17 protein-coding genes are annotated in these 18,360 nt (G+C 62.4%); 11 read left to right on the top strand and 6 right to left on the bottom strand.

What is annotated here, in order from left to right; genetic code table 11:
- The first annotated feature begins 53 nt into the window (after positions 1-53).
- The 3 genes from HK107_RS02900 to HK107_RS02890 are packed head-to-tail and all read left to right on the top strand — an operon-like array spanning position 54 to position 2,703.
- A complete protein-coding gene (locus HK107_RS02900) occupies positions 54-1,352 on the top strand; it encodes a lipoprotein-releasing ABC transporter permease subunit (RefSeq protein WP_173196625.1) in 1,299 nt (432 codons plus the stop codon).
- Positions 1,345-2,007 (top strand): ABC transporter ATP-binding protein, encoded by a 663-nt coding sequence (locus tag HK107_RS02895; protein WP_173196623.1) that lies wholly within the window; start codon positions 1,345-1,347, stop codon positions 2,005-2,007. The genes HK107_RS02900 and HK107_RS02895 overlap by 8 nt, the downstream gene beginning before the upstream one ends.
- 60 nt (positions 2,008-2,067) lie before the next feature.
- Entirely contained in the window at positions 2,068-2,703 is a 636-nt protein-coding gene (locus HK107_RS02890; RefSeq protein WP_173196621.1) for a DUF2799 domain-containing protein, read from the top strand.
- Here HK107_RS02890 and HK107_RS02885 read toward each other — a convergent pair.
- From HK107_RS02885 to HK107_RS02875, 3 genes are all read right to left on the bottom strand, one after another.
- Positions 2,695-2,955, bottom strand: coding sequence for a hypothetical protein (locus tag HK107_RS02885; protein WP_173196619.1), 261 nt, complete (start codon positions 2,953-2,955; stop codon positions 2,695-2,697). The two genes, HK107_RS02890 and HK107_RS02885, sit on opposite strands and share 9 nt — an antisense overlap.
- A 112-nt stretch (positions 2,956-3,067) precedes the next feature.
- Complete coding sequence (locus tag HK107_RS02880; RefSeq protein WP_173196617.1) at positions 3,068-3,364, bottom strand: hypothetical protein; 297 nt, start codon at positions 3,362-3,364, stop codon at positions 3,068-3,070.
- A gap of 115 nt (positions 3,365-3,479) precedes the next feature.
- Positions 3,480-5,360, bottom strand: a complete 1,881-nt coding sequence (locus HK107_RS02875; protein WP_173196615.1) for an ABC-F family ATP-binding cassette domain-containing protein — start codon at positions 5,358-5,360, stop codon at positions 3,480-3,482.
- Between the two features lie 90 nt (positions 5,361-5,450).
- On the opposite strand from HK107_RS02875, the gene HK107_RS02870 reads away from it, so the two are divergent.
- The 4 genes from HK107_RS02870 (at position 5,451) to HK107_RS02855 (ending at position 11,149) form a co-directional block, all read left to right on the top strand.
- Positions 5,451-6,443 carry a glycerophosphodiester phosphodiesterase family protein gene (locus HK107_RS02870; protein WP_173196613.1) on the top strand — a complete coding sequence of 331 codons (993 nt, stop codon included), beginning with the start codon at positions 5,451-5,453 and terminating at the stop codon, positions 6,441-6,443.
- A gap of 136 nt (positions 6,444-6,579) precedes the next feature.
- Complete coding sequence (locus tag HK107_RS02865; protein WP_173196612.1) at positions 6,580-6,945, top strand: BlaI/MecI/CopY family transcriptional regulator; 366 nt, start codon at positions 6,580-6,582, stop codon at positions 6,943-6,945.
- Positions 6,935-9,394: a M56 family metallopeptidase gene (locus HK107_RS02860; RefSeq protein WP_173196611.1), complete on the top strand. Its 2,460-nt coding sequence runs from the start codon at positions 6,935-6,937 to the stop codon at positions 9,392-9,394. The genes HK107_RS02865 and HK107_RS02860 overlap by 11 nt, the downstream gene beginning before the upstream one ends.
- A 132-nt stretch (positions 9,395-9,526) precedes the next feature.
- Positions 9,527-11,149, top strand: a complete 1,623-nt coding sequence (locus HK107_RS02855) for a long-chain-fatty-acid--CoA ligase (protein WP_173196610.1) — start codon at positions 9,527-9,529, stop codon at positions 11,147-11,149.
- Positions 11,150-11,200: 51 nt separating this feature from the next.
- On the opposite strand, the gene HK107_RS02850 is transcribed toward HK107_RS02855, so the two are convergent.
- Genes HK107_RS02850 through HK107_RS02840 form a run of 3 tightly spaced genes read right to left on the bottom strand, consistent with a single transcriptional unit; the run spans position 11,201 to position 13,886 of the window.
- A complete protein-coding gene (locus tag HK107_RS02850; protein ID WP_173196609.1) occupies positions 11,201-11,596 on the bottom strand; it encodes an MAPEG family protein in 396 nt (131 codons plus the stop codon).
- A 23-nt stretch (positions 11,597-11,619) separates the two neighbouring features.
- Positions 11,620-13,701, bottom strand: a complete 2,082-nt coding sequence (locus HK107_RS02845) for an AsmA family protein (protein ID WP_173196608.1) — start codon at positions 13,699-13,701, stop codon at positions 11,620-11,622.
- Positions 13,701-13,886 (bottom strand): DUF6324 family protein, encoded by a 186-nt coding sequence (locus HK107_RS02840; protein ID WP_173196607.1) that lies wholly within the window; start codon positions 13,884-13,886, stop codon positions 13,701-13,703. Before HK107_RS02840 ends, HK107_RS02845 begins: the two co-directional genes overlap by 1 nt.
- Before the next feature lie 129 nt (positions 13,887-14,015).
- On the opposite strand from HK107_RS02840, the gene recA reads away from it, so the two are divergent.
- The 4 genes from recA to nuoL all read left to right on the top strand — a co-directional run bounded on the left by recA (position 14,016) and on the right by nuoL (position 18,360).
- Complete coding sequence (recA, locus tag HK107_RS02835; RefSeq protein ID WP_173196606.1) at positions 14,016-15,083, top strand: recombinase RecA; 1,068 nt, start codon at positions 14,016-14,018, stop codon at positions 15,081-15,083.
- Positions 15,084-15,271: 188 nt separating this feature from the next.
- Positions 15,272-15,901: an NADH-quinone oxidoreductase subunit J gene (locus HK107_RS02830; protein ID WP_173196604.1), complete on the top strand. Its 630-nt coding sequence runs from the start codon at positions 15,272-15,274 to the stop codon at positions 15,899-15,901.
- A 2-nt stretch (positions 15,902-15,903) separates the two neighbouring features.
- On the top strand, positions 15,904-16,212 hold the full coding sequence (nuoK, locus tag HK107_RS02825) for an NADH-quinone oxidoreductase subunit NuoK (protein ID WP_173196602.1): 309 nt from the start codon (positions 15,904-15,906) through the stop codon (positions 16,210-16,212).
- Positions 16,213-16,215: 3 nt separating this feature from the next.
- On the top strand, positions 16,216-18,360 hold the full coding sequence (gene nuoL / locus HK107_RS02820) for an NADH-quinone oxidoreductase subunit L (protein WP_173196600.1): 2,145 nt from the start codon (positions 16,216-16,218) through the stop codon (positions 18,358-18,360).

Genomic DNA, 18,360 nt, shown 5'->3' with positions numbered 1-18,360 from the left:
TTGTCCAACGGGCCGGAACTTGCCAAACCCCGGGGAGTTCAGAAGGTCCGTCCATGTCCGACACGCAAGCCCGGCCGAAGCCTTTCGGTCTTTTCGAGCGCATGCTGGCGCTCCGGTATCTGAGAGCGACGCGGAAGGGGGCGGGGGTCAGCCTCATCACCCTTATCGCCTTTTTCGGCATCATGTTGTCGGTCGCTACACTGATCGTCGTGATGAGCGTCATGCAGGGCTTCCGGGTGACGCTGCTCGACCAGCTCCTCGGCGTGAACGGCCACGTCTTCATTCAGCCTGCAGGCGGGACCTTGCCCGACAGTGACGATTATCTCGCCAACCTCGAAGGCGTCGACGGGGTGGAGTTCGCGGTGCCGGTCCTCAAGGTCGAGGCGTTCTCTGTGAGCAATGGAGGCGGTCAGGCGCCTGTCTACATTCAGGGCATGGCGCGAGAGGACCTTCTCAAGATCGAAGAGGTCTCCGGCATCGATGCGCTCCGTCAGGGCACATTTGACGGGTACGGAGAAAGCGAAGAGGGCACAGGTGTCGGCATTGCGCTTGCGAGCGGGGTGGCGGCGAAGCTTGGCGTCTCCGCTGGTGAGGCCGTGACGCTGATCACCGCGCGGTCCCGCGCGACGCCGTTCGGAACGTTGCCGACATCCCAGAAGGCCTATCGCGTGGATGCGATCTTCCAGATCGGCAACTACGAGTACGACAACCTCCTCGTTTACATGCCGCTTTCGGAGGCGCAGATCTTTTCCGGCAAACGGGGCCAGATCACCGAGGTAGAGATGCGCGTCGAGCGGCCCCTCGAGATCGACACTTACCTTCCCCAGATCGAGGCAGCGGCAGGCCAGCAGGTCTTTGTCTTTGACTGGCGCAACCGTTTCCGCAGCTTCTTCAATGCGCTGGAGGTCGAGCGCGGGCTGATGCGGATCATCCTCTCGATGATCATCGGCATCGCGACGCTCCTCATCTTCTCCGGGCTCGTGATGCTGGTGAAGGACAAGACGGGCGACATCGCGGTCCTGAGGACGGTGGGTGCGACCAGCGGCGGGGTGATGCGGATCTTCCTGATGGTCGGTGCACTGATCGGCGTGACTGGCGCGTTCATGGGCGTGATCCTCGGCTCGGCCATTTCGATCTATCTCGCGCCGATCGAGAAGTTCCTGTGCCGGGAGTTCGATACCTGCCTCTTCCCGCCGGAGGTGTACTATCTCGACAAGGTCCCGGCGATCTTCGAGCCCGGGGAGGTGGCGACGGTGCTCGTCTTTACCCTGGCCATGTCGCTGATCTTCTCCGCGTACCCCGCATGGCGCGCCTCGCGTCTCGATCCGGTGGAGGCGCTTCGCTATGAGTAATGTCCTCGATCTGCGCAGCGTCGACCGGCGCTATGGCGAGCTTACGATCTTCGAGAGCCTCGACCTGACCCTAGGCCGGGGAGAGGCCGCGGCGCTTCTCGGTCCATCGGGCTCGGGCAAGTCCTCGCTCCTCCACATCGCCGGGCTTCTCGAGCGGTCGAGCGGCGGCGAGGTGCTGATCGAGGGGAAGAACACCTCGAAGCTTTCCGATCGCCAGCGCACGGCGATCAGGCGCTCGCGTATCGGCTTCGTCTACCAGTTCCACCACCTGCTGCCTGAGTTCACGGCGCTAAAGAACGTCATGATCCCGATGCTGATTGCGGGGCATACGGAGAAAGCCGCGAAGAACAGGGCAACGGAGCTTCTTGAACGCCTCGGCCTCGGCGAGCGGCTGACCCATCAGCCAGCGCAGCTTTCCGGCGGTGAGAAACAGCGGGTCGCTATCGCCCGCGCGTTGATCAACAAACCTGCGCTCCTCCTAGCGGATGAGCCGACCGGAAACCTCGACCAGACGACGTCGTCCCGCGTTTTCGATCTGTTTTTGTCTCTGGTGCAGGATGAGGGTGTGGCCATGATCATGGCCACCCATGACGTGACGCTGGCTGAAAAACTCCCGCGAATTCTGTCGATTAGCGATCGCAGGCTCATTGGTTAATATTTATTGCAGGGGGTTTGAGAAAATGTCACAAACCCCGGAGCGCAGGAGGCCCGGTCGATGGCTCGCTTTGCATTTCCCCTCGTCTTGGGAGCAATCCTCCTAGCCTCCTGCGCGACTCTCTCCGAAGGTGAGTGCCAGTATTCCGACTGGGAGCTGGTCGGGGAGCAGGACGGGATCAATGGTGCTCCGCTCTCCAAATTCCAAAGCTATGTGAAGCAATGCGCCCGGTATGATCTGGCGGTGAACTCCGAGGCCTGGCGGCGCGGGCACCAGAAGGGGCTTGAGACCTTCTGCACCCCGGCGGGCGTCTACAATGCGGGCCTCAAGGGCCAGGGCGACGCGGCGCTCTGCGGGTTCGAGCCGGATCTACTCCGCATCCACCGTGCGGCGGTCAGGTTCCGGCAGGCCGACCAGCGTTTCGACGAAGCAAGGTTCGAGTTCGACAATCTCTTCGAGCGCCGACGCTTTGTCAGGCGGGAGATTGACCGGCTTCGCTATGCGCTGAGGAAGAAGGACCTGTCCCGGGAGCAGCGTGCGAGGATCAACCGTGACCTCGACGAGGCTTTTGCCAGCCTCGATCACCTCGAGCGCCGCGAATACCAGCTCCGCTTCCTGCTCGTGGATTATGAGCGCGCGGCCGGCATTGCCGAGGACGAGCTGCGCCAGATCGAGTTCGAGTTCGGTCTACGTTAGGACTGTCATCGACAGCGCCGTGTAGCCGAGAAGGGCCACGGCGCCGATGAGCAGGAAGCTGAGCAGGAACTTCAGGATCTTCGACTCCGTCAAGGCGACGCTGATCCCGATCAGGGCCACCGGCAGCAGGGCATAGAGCCCGATCACTTCCAATGTCGGAAAGCCCTCGGCAGGGGTCAGGGGCCCAATCCATCCATGCAGCAGCATGGCCGTGCCGAAGACGGCGAGTACGAGGCTGATCAGGCTTTTCATGGCGTTCCCCTCCCGGTGCGCGAGGGAGAGCATGCCAAGCGGCACAGGGGGCCGTCCAGAAAAAAGCCCCGCCGGTGAGGGCGGGGCTTTCGCATTTGCTATGGGGCGAGCCTTACTGAGGCTCGTCGTCGTCCATCGCTTCTTCCATCTCGTCGGCGGCGTCTTCTGCAGCGCCTTCAGCCTCTTCGACGGTTTCCTCGACGGCGTCGCCCATATCGTCGGCAGCCTCTTCCATGGAGTCGCCCGTGTCTTCGGCGGCGTCTTGCATCGAATCGCCCATATCTTCAGCGGCTTCTTCGATCTCGGATGCGGTCTCGTCGAGATCGTCTTCGAGCGTGTCGTTGTCGTTACCGCACGCTGCAATCGCGAGGAGCGAAACGGCGCCGGCGAGAATGCTCAGCTTGTTCATTGGTTGTCCCTTTCCTTAACCACGCCTTCCAACGCGCGTGGCTTCGAGAGAGTTCCATGCGCCGCTGCGCCGCATGCTGCAACTGCGAAGACGTTACCGAGCGGAGAGCTGCGCCTCAGCCCTCGGCCTGGGCTTCCTCATAAGCCGCGCTGGCCTCGAGCCAGCTTTCCTCAGCAGCCTCCAATGACCGCACGGCGTCGGCGCGATCCTTGTTGAGGCTCGCGGCTTTGGCTGGGTCTTTCTCATAAAGGCTGGGATCGGCGAGGGCGCCATCGAGCTTTTCGATGAGCGCGGAGTGCTTCTCCATGAGCTTTTCGGCGTCCGTGACCTTGCGTTTGAGCGGCTGGAGCGCCTTGCGCTTCTCTGCAGCATCACGGCGGCGGTCGGCTGCGGTCTCGCCTTGCGGCTTCTCGGCCTTCGTTTCTTTCTTCTCCGCCGCCAGCACCCGGGCGCGGTAATCGTCGAGGCTGTCGTCGAGCTTCAGGACATCGCCGTCCTTCACCTCCCACAGACGGTCCGCCACGGCTTCTGCGAGGTGGGCGTCGTGGGTGATGAGGAGTACCGCCCCTTCATAGGCGTTCAGCGCCTCGATCAGCGCATCACGGCTGTCGATGTCGAGGTGGTTCGTTGGCTCGTCCAGGATCATCATGTGCGGATGATCGAAGGTGATGAGGCCGAAGAGCAGCCGCGCCTTCTCGCCGCCAGACATCTTCTCGACCTTGGTGTCAGCCTTCTGTGCGCCGAAGCCGAGCTGAGCCGTCCGTGAGCGGACTTCTGCCTCGGTGCCATCGGGCATCAGGGCCCGGACATGCTCGAAAGGGGACTGCTTCGGTTTCAGCTCGTCGAGCTGGTGCTGGGCGAAATAGGCGATCTTGAGCTTCTTGTGCTTGTAGAGGTTGCCCTCCATTACCGCCAATCGTCCGGAAACGGCCTTGACGAGGGTGGACTTGCCCTGACCGTTGGCACCGAGGATGGCGATGCGGTCTTCGGAGTCGATCCGCAGGGTGATCTTCCTCAGGACCGGGTTGCCTTCCTCATAACCGATGTCAGCCTGCTCCAGCCTGACGATCGGCGGGGCCATGACGGGCTTGGGGGAGGGGAAGTGGAAGGGCGTCGTGCGCTCGGCTACGGGGAGGTCGACCGAGGCGAGCTTTTCGATGGCCTTCACCCGGCTCTGGGCCTGCTTCGCCTTGGATGCCTTGGCTTTGAAGCGGTCGACGAACGCCTGCATGTGGGCGCGTTGGGTCTCGATCTTCTCGGCCTGCATGGAGGCGAGGCGTGCCTGTTCGGCCCTGCGCCTTGCGTAGGTGTCGTAGCCGCCATTGTGGATCGACAGCTTCTTATGATCGAGGGCGAGGGTGTGCGTCACCGACCGGTTCAGAAGCCCGCGATCGTGGCTGATGATGAGAGCGGTATACGGATATTTCGCGATATAGCTCTCAAGCCATGCCGCGCCTTCGAGGTCGAGATAGTTGGTCGGCTCATCGAGGAGGAGAAGGTCCGGCCTGGCGAAGAGGACACCCGCTAGCGCCACGCGCATCCGCCAGCCGCCTGAAAACTCCGCACACGGTTTGGCCTGCTCTTCGGTGGAGAAGCCGAGCCCTGAGAGGATTGCCGCCGCGCGCGCCTCTGCCGAGTGCGCTTCTATGTCGGCGAGCCGCGTCTGGATCTCCGCGATGGCCATCGGGTCGGTCTCTGTTTCGGCTCTGGCGAGGAGGCCGTGGCGCTCCTCGTCGGCAGCGAGGACGGTTTCGAGGAGGCTGCTTTGCGTCGCAGGTGCCTCCTGCGCGACCCCGCCAACCCTTGCGCCGGGACGGATCGAAACCGAGCCATCGTCCGGGCTGATCTCGTCCCGGATGAGCTTGAAGAGCGTTGATTTCCCCGTGCCGTTGCGACCCGTGAACCCGACCTTCCAGCCGTCGGAAATCATGGCGGTCGCCTGCTCGAAGAGCGGCCGCCCTTCGATGCGGTAGGTGAGGTCGTTGATGTGCAGCATGGGAGGGCGCGGTTAGCGGGGAAGCGCTGCGAGGGGAAGTGTTGTCGTTCCGGGGCGACCGCCTTAGCGTTTCATCGGGAAGGGGAGCTCATGCGCGGACTTCGATACGGCCTTGGTCTGTTCATTGCGGCAGCGGCGGCCGTCTACGCTTTCAACGCCTCATGGCTTGCGCCGAAGCCTGATCGTGTGGTGCAGATCATCGCCCATCGCGGTGTTGCGCAGACCTATTCCCGCGAAGGCCTGACGAACGAGACCTGCACGGCGACGCGGATCTTTCCGCCTACGCATGAATACCTTGAGAACACCATCCGCTCCATGCGCGCAGCGTTCGACTATGGCGCAGATGTTGTCGAGATCGACATTCATGCGACCACGGATGGCGAGTTTGCGGTGTTCCACGACTGGACTGTAGACTGCCGGACCGAAGGGTCGGGCAGGACCATCGACAAGAGCATGGCGGAGCTCAAAGCCCTGGACATAGGCTACGGCTACACCGCTGACGGCGGCGAGACGTTTCCCTTTCGCGGCAAGGGCGTAGGACTGGTGCCGACCTTGGGCGAGGTGCTCGATGCCTTCCCGGAGGAGCGTTTCTTCATCAACGCGAAGAGCAACAATCCGCGCGATGCCGAGAAGCTCTACGAGTATCTCAGTGAGCGGAATGACTTGGATCGCGACGGGCTGTTCATCGTCACCGGGCCGAAATGGCTGGCGCGCTGGCGGGAGATTGGCGGACCGATCCCCGCATCGAGCAGGGCGGAGGGCAAAGCCTGCGCCAAGGGTTATCTCGCCCGCGGCTGGATGGGGCACGTCCCTGATGCCTGCAGCGAGATGGGCATTGGCGTGCCCCTCGATCTCAGGCACCTCTATTGGGGCTGGCCCTCAAGGCTGGAAAACCGGTTCGAGGAGACACCCTTCGGCGTGACGGTGACGGGCAGGCTCAAGTCCATCGGCGGTGGCTCCAGCGGCATTGATACCGCAGAAGACCTTGCGCTTCTTCCCGACAGCTTCTCCGGCACGATCATGACCGACCGGATCGATGTCATCGGGCCTCTGGTGCAGGGATCGGAAACGGCTAAACGCTAGGCGTTGCAAGGCTTGATGTCCTGCCCACATGACTCCCCGGACAGGTAGGATGGAACTCTATTGACTACAGGCGTAGTCTGTGCAAATGCCTACACTCGTAGTCAAAGGCCCTTCGCGGCCATGGGAGAAGAACGCCATGCGCATCAGTGATGCCGAGCTCTCGGTTATGGAGATCGTCTGGTCCGCTCCCGGACTTGGCGCCGCCGAGATTGCTGGCCGGATCGAGGGTCATGACTGGTCGGACAAGACCGTGAAGACCCTTCTGGCACGCCTCGTCGAGAAGGGCGCCCTTCGCGCTGAACCCGAGGGTCGCCGCTATCTCTACCATCCGCTGATCGAGCGCGCGGAGCACCGCAAGTCGATGGTCGGCCGCCTCGCGGATACGCTCTTCGGCGGCAAGGCCGCTCCGCTGGTCGCTCACCTCGCCGATGCGCGGGACCTCAGCGACGACGACATCGAAGAACTCGAATCACTTGTTCGGAGGCTGAAAGATGACCGCTAGCGAAACGCTCATCCACGGTCTGGAGACCACCCTCTGGGTCAGTTTCCTGATCATCCTCGTCCTGGCCCTGAGGGGCCCGGTAACAGCCCGGTTCGGCTCGCGCGCTGCGATCCTTCTCTGGGCGCTTCCGGCCCTGCGCCTCGTGGCGCCGGTCCTGACGCGCAAGGAGACTGTCTCCGTCGATACACCTTTAGCGGCTCCTGCTGAGGAGGGTCCCGTTTCCGTCGCCTCTGGAAACTGGGCCATTCAGCCTGCCCCGGAACCGCTGGCTCAGCCTGCCATCACCGCTGAGCCAGTGGTCAGGGAGGCGGTCTACACCTACGGCCCGGCAGAGACGGTCGAATCGGCTCCGGTCGAAAGCGCCTCCGCTGCGATCTGGCCCCTGATCCAGAGCTTCGTCACCGAAGACATGGTCGCTGCGCTGGTCATGAGCCTCTGGTTCGTCGGTGTGCTGACCGCGCTCGGCCTCTGCGCCATGCGCGGAGCCCGGTGGCGCCGCACGCTCCTCGCCGAGGCGAAGGACGTGCCCGCTGATCTCTCGGACCTCGCAGGCCGGATGGCCGAGCGGGCAGGGACGTCCAAGCCCTTCACGCTGGTTGTCTCTGGCGCTGCTGCCCAGCCCCAGATCATGGGCCTCGGCAAGCCGATCCTCGCCCTGCCGACCGACTTCACCGAGCGCTACACGGCGAGCGAGCAGGAGATGGCTCTCCTCCACGAGCTCACCCACCTCAAGCGCGGTGACCTCAGCGTACTGATGGCTTCTGAAGCTGCCTTTGCCCTTCAGTGGTTCAACCCGCTCTCACGGCATGCTCGCAAAGCACTGCGCGCCGACCAGGAAGCGGCTTGCGACGAGGCTGTCCGTGACCTCGGCGTGAACACCAAGGACTATGCTGCCCTTCTCCTGAAGGCTGCCAGCAACGGGCGCCCGGTCCCGGCAATGACGCTGGACCACAGCCTCAAAGAACGAATCATCCGTATGCAGATCCCCGTATCCTCCGCCATGAAGCGCTATGCCTTCATCCTCGCAGCTGGCGTCTCCGCGATCGCCGTTGCCGGCTTCACCGCAGGCACCACCACGGTGGTCGAGTACCAGGACAGCGAAGACGAAAAGGTCGAGGAGCGTTCAGGCGGCAAGAAGAAAGCATCGTCTGCAGAGGATGCTGACGCCGATTGGGCCCGCTTCCTCGAAAGCCTCGAAGCAGGCGGTGATGGCGATGCTCAGTGGAAGGCCTTCGTCGAGAAATCCGGCAAGCCGACCCGGGAGATGAAGTTCCCTGCCGAAGGCAAGTCATCGGAATTCAAGCGCACTGAAGCGGCCCGGGAACGTGACCGCGCCGCTGTGGAGCGGGTTGCAGAGCTCCGCCGCCGTGAAGCCGAACGGGCTGTCGAACGCGCATCGCGCCACGAGAAGCAGGCCGAAATGCGCCTGCGCCAGAAAGAACTCTTCGCCAAACAGAAGGAAGAGCACGCCAAGGCAGAAAAGCTCCGTAAAGAGAGCAAGCTCCTCCGCAAGATCGACGGCAACCTGAAGAGCGAGACCCGTCAGATCGTTGTCCTCGACGAAGGCGACGCTGCCTTTGAGTTGATGATCGACGAGAACGGCAAGCTGATGAACGAGAAGGAGATGAAGCGCTTCGCGAAGAAGCACGGCATCGAGCTCGACGTTCAGATTGACCACAATGACGAAAACACGTTCCGCTTCGACCTCGATACGAACGGCAAGAAAGTCGAGATCCGCAAGGTTGAGGCTCTCAAAGGTCAGCGCTTCGCCTTCGCGAACGCCAAGACGGTCGGCAACGGTGACGTGGTCTTCGATTTCGAAGACTCGGACGGCAAGAACGTCACGATCGACCTCGATGGCAAGCGCAGCGTCTTCTATCCGAAGGCTGACAATGAAGGCGCGTTTTATGTCCATCGCGGCGACAAGGAGAAGGTCGGCTCGCGCTGGACATCCCGGAAGGTCGACGACCGTCACCTGATCCTCATGTCGGACCCGTTCGCTGACCTCGAGATGCCGAACGTCCAGCCGCCTGAGCCTCCGCACGTCGAGATCAAGGCGCCGGAGATCAAGGAGAAGAAGACCGACGAAGGCACCTGGATCCTGATCCCCGACGAGCCTGACATGTCCGAGTTCGAAGCGGCCATGGAGAAGTTCGAGGCCAGGATGGAAGTCTTCGGCGAGAAGATGGAAGCCTGGGGCGAGAAGATGGGCGAGATCGGCGAGACCGTCGGTGACCTTGCCGAGGAATGCGAAGACCATCGTGAGGAGAGCGACGACATCCGCATTCTCTCCGCCAAGGTCGATCACTCGGGCGACAAGGTCCGCGCGGTCTGCATCCCCGAGGGCGCTGAAAACATTAGCTCCAGCGAGCTTCGCAGCTTCCTTCTCCGCGCCAAGGCATCGCCGGCTGAGCGAAACTTCGCGCTGAAAGAGCTTCGCAAGGACTGACGCCGGGCCCCAAAGGCGTCAATCGGGCACGGGCGGCTCGCGGGAACCCGCAGCCGCCCGTGCTTGCGTGTGCGGTGCACGCTGGCCTAGTGATCTGGGAAAAGCTCGGACCAACCCCGACCGGAGGAACATATGCTCGGACAGATGCAGCAGGCACCGCTCCTGCTGACCGATATTCTGCGTCACGCTCTCAGGAACTCAGCCGATCAGGAGATCGTCACCCGCCTCGTGGAAGGCGGCATGCACCGCTACACGTTCGCGGATGCCGGCAAGCGGATCGCCCAGCTCGCTCACGCGCTGACGGATATGGGCATCGGCATGGGCGACCGTGTCGGCGTCATCGGCTGGAACACTCACCGCCAGCTCGAGCTCTATTACGCGCTCGCAGGCATCGGTGCCGTCTGTCACACGATCAACCCGCGTCTCGGCCCTGAAAATGCCGGGTACGTCATGGCCCACGCAGGCGACAAGGCTGTCTTCTACGACGCGACCTTCGCCCCGCTTGCTGCTGGCCTCGCGCCGCACCTCAAGTCGGTTGAGCACTATGTCGAAATGTGCCCCGAAGGTCAGGTCACGGAAGTTCCAATCGAGACCCAGAGCTACGAAGCCCTGATCGCTGGCAAGGCCGAGGAGTATGACTGGCCAACGTTCGATGAGAACACTGCCTGCGCCATGTGCTATACCTCAGGCACGACGGGCAAACCTAAGGGCGTTCTCTATTCGCACCGCTCGCTGGTCCTTCAGTGTATCGTCAGTGCGCTGCCGAATTCGCTGGGCTGTGAGCAGGGCGATGTCTGCCTGCCCGTGGTTCCGATGTTCCACGTCAATGCATGGGGCGTTCCTTATACGGCGCTTCTCCTCGGCATGAAGCTCGTGATGCCTGGCCCGGGTCTTGACGGTCCGAGCCTGCACGAGCTGATCGTCAAGGAAGAGGTGACCTATGCCCTTGGCGTGCCGACCGTCTGGCAGGGCCTTCTTGCTCACGTCGAAGGCAACAATCTCGACTTCGGCAAGCTGAAATACTCCCTCATCGGCGGCTCGGCGCTGTCCGAGCAGCTGATCCGCGGCTACGACAAGTATGGCGTGAAGTGCCGTCAGGGCTGGGGCATGACCGAAATGTCGCCCCTCGGCACGATCAATGTTGAGCCTGAAGGCTTCTACGACCTGCCGATCGAAGAGCGCGTGAAGCGCCAGATCAAGCAGGGCCCGGCCGTGCCCTTTGTCGACATGCGCATCGTCGACAAGGAAGGCACCAAGCTCGCTCATGACGGCGAGGCTGAAGGCCATCTCCAGGTTCGCGGCCCGTGGATCATCGACACTTATTATGGCTTCGAGGAAAATGCTCTGACCAAGGACGGTTGGTTCGACACCGGCGACGTCGCGGTCATCCATCCGGACGGTGTCATGCAGATCACCGACCGCGCCAAGGACGTCATCAAGTCCGGCGGTGAGTGGATCAGCTCGATCGATATCGAGAACGCTGCCCTCAACCACCCGGCCGTGATGCAGGCCGCAGCCCTCGGGATGCACCACCCCAAGTGGGACGAGCGTCCGCTTCTCGTGATCCAGCTCAAGCCGGGGCAGGAGGCTGACTTCAAGGAAGTCCAGGAATTCGTGAACAAGCAGCTGCCGAAGATCAGCGCTGTGGACGATGTTCAGGTCGTCGACGAGATCCCGCTCGGCGCAACAGGCAAGGTCCTGAAGACCAAGCTGCGGGAGCACTTCAAGGACTACACGCTGCCCACCGCAGCGTAGTTTCATCGGTGCAGGGATGAGAAAAGCCCCGCTTCGGCGGGGCTTTTTTTGTCAGGCGATGCCGAGAAAAACAGCGTAAGCTGACGAGATCAGGAGAGCCAGCATCGTCAACGCTGTGCCAATCATCCGCCCCATGCGCTGCTGCGGGGTCATGGCTCCTGCCGTGAGTGAGGCAGCGTGAGAGAGACGCGCAACGAGAAGCGCTACCCCTACAACGTGCACAAACAATCCTGCCCCGCCACCAAGCTCGACCAGAGCCATGAGGATCAGGACCATCGGCACATACTCGGTGAAATTACCGAAGACACGAACTCTCGCAAGGAGATCCTCGTCGCCGCCATCACCAAGTGAAACACCGAGCGCGCGCCGCCTCATCGGGACCCGAAGAGCCAGCACTACCATCAGGAGGCCAAGGAGACCGGCGTAAAGAAGCGTGATTTCAGGCATGTGGCGTTCCTCGTCTGATGCCGCTAGCGCTGCGGAGCTTCGGGTTCTTCATCGGTGGTCTCTGCGTCTGCAGGCTCGTCTGCTGCCTCGTCGTCCTTCGGCTCATCCTTCTTCTTGCGGCCCAGATTTCCAAGGAAGCCGCGGAGCTCGTCGCGCGCCTTGTCCTTGATCGCGTCCTCGATCTTCTCGTCATCGCTAACGTCGATACCGGCTCTGCCGAGGGCATCGCTCGCCGCACCGCGCGCGATCTCAGACGCCAGCGGTTTCGTATCGATACCGAAGGTCGGTTTGCTGAACGTCCCGCCAACGGAAACAGGCAGGCGGAACTCCCGGAAGCCGGTCGCTTCAGGCGCCTTCGCCGCGAGGAGGATCCGGAGGTCGAGGCCCTGGGCAGGCAAGCTGACATTGCCCCTGACCGTCGTGCGCACCGTGTCGGTCAGGAGCTTGGCTTCGCCAATGCTGACAGCGCCGTTCTCGATCGCCAAATCGAAGTCCGCGACATCGAAGTTGGTCTTCGAATCGGCGCCCACGACATTCGTCCGCAGGCTGTTGAAGCTCGACGTCACTGCGGGCAGCTTGCCCCGGTCGGACTGGAGCTCCTCAATCAACGCAATGCCGGTTGTCGCAAGGGCCGATAGATCGATCCCGTCGACCAGGCCGTTCTCGATGTCCGCCGTCGCGCTTCCGGTGAGCGCATCGATGAAGGCTTTTTGGCTCTGACCCCGTGTGGAGACGTCAAAGCCGATCGTCCCTTTGCCGAAGAGGCGCTTGGTGCCGAGGAGGGCAGGGGCTGCTTCACCGAAGTTCACGCTGGCGAACTCCATCACCGCGCCCACCGTTGGCGTCGCCTGTCGGGCGTCCAGCGAGAGGTTTCCTGAAGCATCTCCGCCAAAAGCTCGCCCTCGGTCCAGCGACATGTTCGCCCTGCCGCCTTGAAGGCGCGCCTTCGCAGCGATGCCGGTGATCGAGTAGGTCGGCAGGACGATCTCCCCCGCCGTCATGCTGACATCTGCGTCGGCGGCCTTGAGACCTGAGAAGTCCATCGGCTCTTCCGACCATGCGGGGAAGCCTTCGCCCGCAGTCGGGCTCTCCTCTTCCTGCATCGCTTCTGGGAAGAACGGCCGGAGATCGACCCGTCCTGCCGCAACGCTGCCGGTGAGCTTCGGCCTCTCGCCTGCGAGAGCTGCACTGAAGTCGCCTGAGCCCGAGGCGAGGGCGGTGGCGAAGCGGGCACCGGCGAATTGAACGGTGTCCGCTGTGGCCTTGGCCTGCCCCGAGACCTCGATCACGCCAAACGGCGCAGCGGCTTCAACGAGCTCGGCGCCCAAGAGCGGGGTCAGAGCCGCTAGCTGAGGCAGCTTGACGGAGAGGGGTCCCTCAATCCGCAGGGGCTCGGCCAGCGCGTTGAAGCTCCCGCCGACCTTATTGCCCGCGAGGTCCACGTCGAAGCTCAGGTCCGACGCCTGGTTCGCGGTCATCGCCCAGGGCTCCGCCACCTCGAGGCCCACCCGCGCGGGGAGTTCTTCAAGCCTCATCGACCCATCAAGAGTGAGCGGCTCGCCGAGCGGCGGAAGCACAAGAGTGAGGTCGACATCCTCGGCGCTATAGCTCTGGTCAGGTGCAACCCAGGAGAGGGCGCCATTCTCCACGACGATGCGGCCAGTCGCTGGAGCTGATGCTTCGCTTGGGCCTTCTGTTTCGCGGGTCTCCTCTGCGGGAGCTCCTTCGAAGGTGTAGTTGTTCGTGCCGTCCGCTCTCGTCTCGAGGAAGATCTGCGGCTCGCGCAGAATGAAGGTCTCGATCTCCACCCGCTGCGAGAAGAGCGGCATCAGCCTCACCGCGAGGCTGGCTTCCGACACCGTGACGAGGTTTTCCGCCTCGAACCCGTCACCGCTTCCGACCGTCAGATCGTTGATCGAGAGCCGCGGAGGAAGAATGCTGACGCCGCCGATCGACCCAATGGTCACATCGCGGCCAAGCGCGGTCGAAGCCTGCTTCTCAGCCTCACTGACCAGTGTCTCGGTGCTGATCAGCATGGGGAGAGCGAAAATCGCGACGCCGATGAGCGCGGCGAGGCCTACGAGGATACCAAGGAGCCACTTCATCACTTGATCTCCCGCGCCTTGGCCGCCGCGGCCCGGAGCTCTTCAGCGATCGCTTCGGCATCCTCAGGGTCGAAATCGAGCGGGAGATCGACCTCAGGCCCGGTCAGGTAGATCCGGACCATCCCTGTGTCGGTCGGTCCCACCTGAAGATCGGCCTCGATCTCATTCGGTGTGTTCAAACCCATGACGACTCTCCCGAAAAGAAAAACTGCAGAACACCCTTGCGGGTGAGAACAAAACGTGTACGGCTGTCCTCGTCAACCGGAAGAAGCAGCTCCCGGGGAGTTGGCACCGAAGAGAGGATTGCCCAGAAGATGACCAAGAACCTCAGAGTAGTGGACGGCGGAATGGACAAGGCAAAAGCTCTCGATGCGGCGCTGTCGCAGATCGACAAGGCTTTCGGCAAGGGCTCGGTGATGCGGCTCGGCGCGAAAGAGCAGGTGGTGGCGATCGAATCGGTCTCGACCGGCTCCCTCGGGCTCGACATCGCCCTCGGGATTGGCGGCCTGCCCAAAGGCCGGATCGTCGAGATCTACGGCCCTGAGAGCTCGGGTAAGACGACCCTGACGCTCCACGTGGTGGCCGAGACGCAGAAAGCTGGCGGCACCGCGGCGTTCATCGACGCGGAACACGCGCTGGACCCGGCCTACGCCAAGAAGCTTGGCGTCGATCTCGATCAGCTTCTGATTTCACAGCCCGATACGGGTGAGCAGTCCCTCGAGATTGCGGACACGCTTGTGCGCTCCGGCGCGGTCGATGTCCTCGTGATCGATTCGGTGGCGGCGCTGACGCCCCGCGCCGAACTCGAAGGCGACATGGGTGATTCGCTGCCGGGCCTTCAGGCGAGACTGATGAGCCAAGCGCTCAGGAAGCTGACAGGCTCGATCGCGAAGTCGAACTGCCTGGTGATCTTCATCAACCAGATCCGCATGAAGATCGGCGTCATGTTCGGCTCGCCCGAGACGACCACCGGCGGCAATGCGCTGAAATTCTACAGCTCCGTGCGCCTCGACATCCGCCGTATCGGCTCGATCAAGCAACGCGACGAGTTCCTGGGCAACCAAACCCGCGTGAAGGTCGTGAAGAACAAGGTCGCGCCTCCGTTCAAGCAGGTCGAATTCGATATCATGTTCGGTGAGGGCATTTCGAAGACAGGCGAGCTGATCGACCTCGGCGTCCTTGGCAATGTGATCGAGAAATCCGGCAGCTGGTACAGCTACAATTCCGAACGCATCGGTCAGGGCCGCGAGAACGCGAAGCAGTTCCTCAAGGACCACCCTGAAATTGCTGACGATATCGAAGCGAAGATCCGCCAGAATGCTGGCCTGATCGCTGAAGACATGCTGGCCCAGCCCGGCGGCGACGAAGCCGCTGAAGGCTGATCAGCAGGCAGCTGGAACCGCGAGATATCCCGGTTCTGGCACTCGCCGCGTCATTTTTTGTCCTGCCGGTGGAAAGGGTTTCTTCCGGCAGGGCTTTCCTACCCTGACCGATTGCGCTAGCGCGCCGCGAAGCTTTCAGAGGGAAGCGATCCGGTCTCCTTCCGGGTCCTCCCGAACTCATGGTTCCTATGGGCTTTGCCGACGTAGCATTCACAGTCTTCGCTCTTTTCACCGTGGTCAGCGGCCTCGGTGTGATTCTGGCGAGAAACCCCGTTCACTCAGTCCTCATGCTGATCCTCGCCTTCATTTCGACGGCCGGGCTCTTCGTCCTGTTGGGGGCTGAATATCTCGCGTTCCTGCTGGTCGTCGTTTACGTCGGCGCAGTCGCGGTCCTCTTCCTCTTCGTCGTGATGATGCTCGACGTCGACTTTGCCGAGCTTCGCGCGGACTACATGCGCTACGCCCCGCTGGGTGCGCTCGTGGCGGTCGGCCTAGTCGTCCAGATCGGCATGATGGTGGCAGTCTGGCAGATCCCAGACGAGGCGGTCGCCGCACGCCAGCAGCCAACAGAGGTGATGCGCGATACCTCAGGAGAACAGCTCAACAATGCTGAGCAGCTCGGGCAGGTTCTCTACACGGAATATGTCCACTTCTTCCAGATCGCTGGCCTTGTCCTCCTCGTCGCCATGATCGGCGCCATTCTCCTAACTTTCAGGGAGCGCCGGGGCATCAAGACCCAGGACGTTGGCGAGCAGGTCGGGCGTAAGCGCGAGGACTCGGTCGAAGTCGTCTCGGTGCCGACGGGCAGGGGGATCTAACCATGGCTACCAGTCTTTCCGCCTATCTGACGGTCGCAGGCATCCTCTTCGCCATCGGCGTCGCGGGCATTTTCCTCAACCGGAAGAACGTCATCATCATCCTGATGTCGATCGAGCTGATGCTCCTCGCGGTGAATATCAACTTCGTCGCCTTCTCGATGTTCCTGCAGGATCTCGTCGGTCAGGTGTTCGCCTTCATGGTCCTGACGGTTGCGGCAGCAGAGGCCGCCATCGGCCTCGCCATTCTCGTCACTTTCTTCCGAAATCGCGGCGATATCGCCGTGACGTCGGCCAACACGATGCGGAACTAGAACGTGCAGGCATTCATTGTTCTCCTCCCGCTCTTCGGCGCGCTCCTCGCCATGCCCATCGGCAAGGCGTCGGGCGCTCGCGCAGCTGAGCTGACGACGACGATCCTCGTCGCGCTCGCAGCGGCCCTCGCGTGGATCACCTTCTTCCAGGTTGGCTTCGGCGATGGCGAGAAGACGATCGTCCTCTTTGAATGGCTGCGTTCGGGCGACCTCCAGGCCAATTGGGCGGTCCGTGTCGATGCACTGTCGGCGACCATGATGATCGTAATCACGACGGTCTCCGCGCTCGTGCACTGTTACTCGATCGGGTATATGGAAGAGGACCCGTCGCGGCCCCGCTTCTTCGCCTACCTTTCGCTCTTCACCTTCGCGATGCTTTCGCTGGTGACCGCGGATAACCTGATCCAGCTCTTCTTCGGCTGGGAAGGCGTGGGCGTTGCGTCCTACCTGCTCATCGGCTTCTGGCACCACAAGAAGTCTGCCAACGACGCGTCGATCAAGGCGTTCGTCGTCAACCGCGTCGGCGATGTCGGCTTGGGCCTTGGTATCATGGCCTGCTTCTTCGTCTTCGGCTCGGTGGAGTTCGATCCGATCCTCGATGCGGTCCGGAACGACGGGTTCGTCCAGCCCTTCGGTATGACCGAAGCGGTGCACCTGTCGGATCTCTCGATCCAGTTCCTCGACCGCACCTGGAGCGCCATCGAGATCATCGGCATCCTCCTCTTCATCGGCGCGATGGGTAAGTCGGCGCAGTTCATCCTGCACACCTGGCTGCCGGACGCGATGGAAGGCCCGACACCTGTGTCGGCTCTCATCCACGCCGCGACCATGGTCACCGCGGGCGTCTTCCTCGTCTGCCGCATGTCTGACCTCTACGCAGCGGCACCCGCTGCCTCGGCGATGATCACGGTCATCGGCCTGATCACCTCAGTCTTCGCGGCGACGGTTGGCCTTGTTCAGACCGACATCAAGCGGGTCATCGCCTACTCGACGGCTTCGCAGCTTGGCTACATGTTCTTCGCAGCAGGCCTCGGCGGCTACGGCGCGGCCATGTTCCACCTGACGACCCACGCGGCCTTCAAGGCGCTCCTCTTCTTGGGGGCAGGGGCGGTCATCCACTTCAGCCACCATGAGCAGGACATGCGCAACATGGGCGGCCTCCGCACCCAGATGCCGCTGACCTGGCTCTCCATGCTCCTTGGTACGCTGGCGATCACCGGTATCGGTATCCCGTTCATCTACCCCGATCTCTCGCCGTTCCCGGTCGGCTTCGCAGGCTTCGTTTCGAAGGACATGATCCTCGAGACCGCGTTCGCCGAGATGGAAAGCGGCAAGGCTTTCGCCGGCGCTGCGTTCTACGGCGGCCTCTTCGCAGCAATGCTGACGGGCTTCTATTCCTGGCGCCTCATCTTCCTCACCTTCAACGGTGAGTGGCGGGCCGATGCCGAGGTGCGCAAGCACCCGCACTCTGTGCCGAACTGGATGCTCATGCCGCTTCTTCCGCTGGCGCTCGGTGCCGTGGTGGCAGGCATGTTCTTCTACAAACCGTTCGTCGGCAAAGGCGCAGAGAAATTCTGGGACGGCGCCATCCATATGGAAGCCAAGGCTCACTCCAGCGACTACGCTTCGGATGGCCACGGCGGCGACAGCTATGCCAAGGATGACAGCCACGGCGGCGATGCTGGGTATGCTGATGCTTCCCAAGCTGACGAAGCCAAAGAGGGCAGCGCCTACGCTGAGGAGAACCATGGCGGCGGGCACCATTTCCCTGCCTGGGTCCTCGTGGCGCCAATGGCAGCTGGCCTGATCGGTCTTCTATTCGCCTGGTTCCAGTACCTCCAGCCGGGCAAGGACCCGCTGAGGAAAGGCATGATCGCACCGGGCGGTATGTTCTACGAGTTCCTCGCCAACCGATGGTACATCGACCGGCTCTATCAGATCCTGTTCCAGGAGCCTGCGCGCATCGTTGGCCGCTTCTTGTGGAAGCGCGGTGACGAGAACACGATCGACGGCGGCGGCCCGAATGGCCTTGCCCGTCTCATGAACCTCGGAGCCCAGCGGACGGTCGGTCTGCAGTCAGGCTTCGTCTTCCACTACGCCTTTGTGATGCTCCTCGGCGTCATCATCCTTCTGCTGATCGTTTCCTGA

Source organism: Parvularcula mediterranea, from assembly GCF_013085255.1.
Taxonomy (GTDB): domain Bacteria; phylum Pseudomonadota; class Alphaproteobacteria; order Caulobacterales; family Parvularculaceae; genus Parvularcula; species Parvularcula mediterranea.
The sequence above is the reverse complement of the archived record's forward strand: the minus strand, read 5'-3'. Positions and strand labels throughout refer to the sequence as shown.

Coding starts and splice junctions, on each gene's coding strand:
- recA (WP_173196606.1), top strand. CDS start 14,016: ATGACCAAGAACCTCAGAGTAGTGGACGGCGGAATGGACAAGGCAAAA.
- HK107_RS02875 (WP_173196615.1), bottom strand. CDS start 5,360: ATGCTGCACATCAACGACCTCACCTACCGCATCGAAGGGCGGCCGCTC.
- HK107_RS02885 (WP_173196619.1), bottom strand. CDS start 2,955: ATGAAAAGCCTGATCAGCCTCGTACTCGCCGTCTTCGGCACGGCCATG.
- HK107_RS02890 (WP_173196621.1), top strand. CDS start 2,068: ATGGCTCGCTTTGCATTTCCCCTCGTCTTGGGAGCAATCCTCCTAGCC.
- HK107_RS02895 (WP_173196623.1), top strand. CDS start 1,345: ATGAGTAATGTCCTCGATCTGCGCAGCGTCGACCGGCGCTATGGCGAG.
- HK107_RS02880 (WP_173196617.1), bottom strand. CDS start 3,364: ATGAACAAGCTGAGCATTCTCGCCGGCGCCGTTTCGCTCCTCGCGATT.
- nuoK (WP_173196602.1), top strand. CDS start 15,904: ATGGCTACCAGTCTTTCCGCCTATCTGACGGTCGCAGGCATCCTCTTC.
- HK107_RS02860 (WP_173196611.1), top strand. CDS start 6,935: ATGACCGCTAGCGAAACGCTCATCCACGGTCTGGAGACCACCCTCTGG.
- HK107_RS02855 (WP_173196610.1), top strand. CDS start 9,527: ATGCTCGGACAGATGCAGCAGGCACCGCTCCTGCTGACCGATATTCTG.
- HK107_RS02865 (WP_173196612.1), top strand. CDS start 6,580: ATGCGCATCAGTGATGCCGAGCTCTCGGTTATGGAGATCGTCTGGTCC.
- HK107_RS02900 (WP_173196625.1), top strand. CDS start 54: ATGTCCGACACGCAAGCCCGGCCGAAGCCTTTCGGTCTTTTCGAGCGC.
- HK107_RS02830 (WP_173196604.1), top strand. CDS start 15,272: ATGGGCTTTGCCGACGTAGCATTCACAGTCTTCGCTCTTTTCACCGTG.
- HK107_RS02870 (WP_173196613.1), top strand. CDS start 5,451: ATGCGCGGACTTCGATACGGCCTTGGTCTGTTCATTGCGGCAGCGGCG.
- HK107_RS02840 (WP_173196607.1), bottom strand. CDS start 13,886: ATGGGTTTGAACACACCGAATGAGATCGAGGCCGATCTTCAGGTGGGA.
- HK107_RS02845 (WP_173196608.1), bottom strand. CDS start 13,701: ATGAAGTGGCTCCTTGGTATCCTCGTAGGCCTCGCCGCGCTCATCGGC.
- HK107_RS02850 (WP_173196609.1), bottom strand. CDS start 11,596: ATGCCTGAAATCACGCTTCTTTACGCCGGTCTCCTTGGCCTCCTGATG.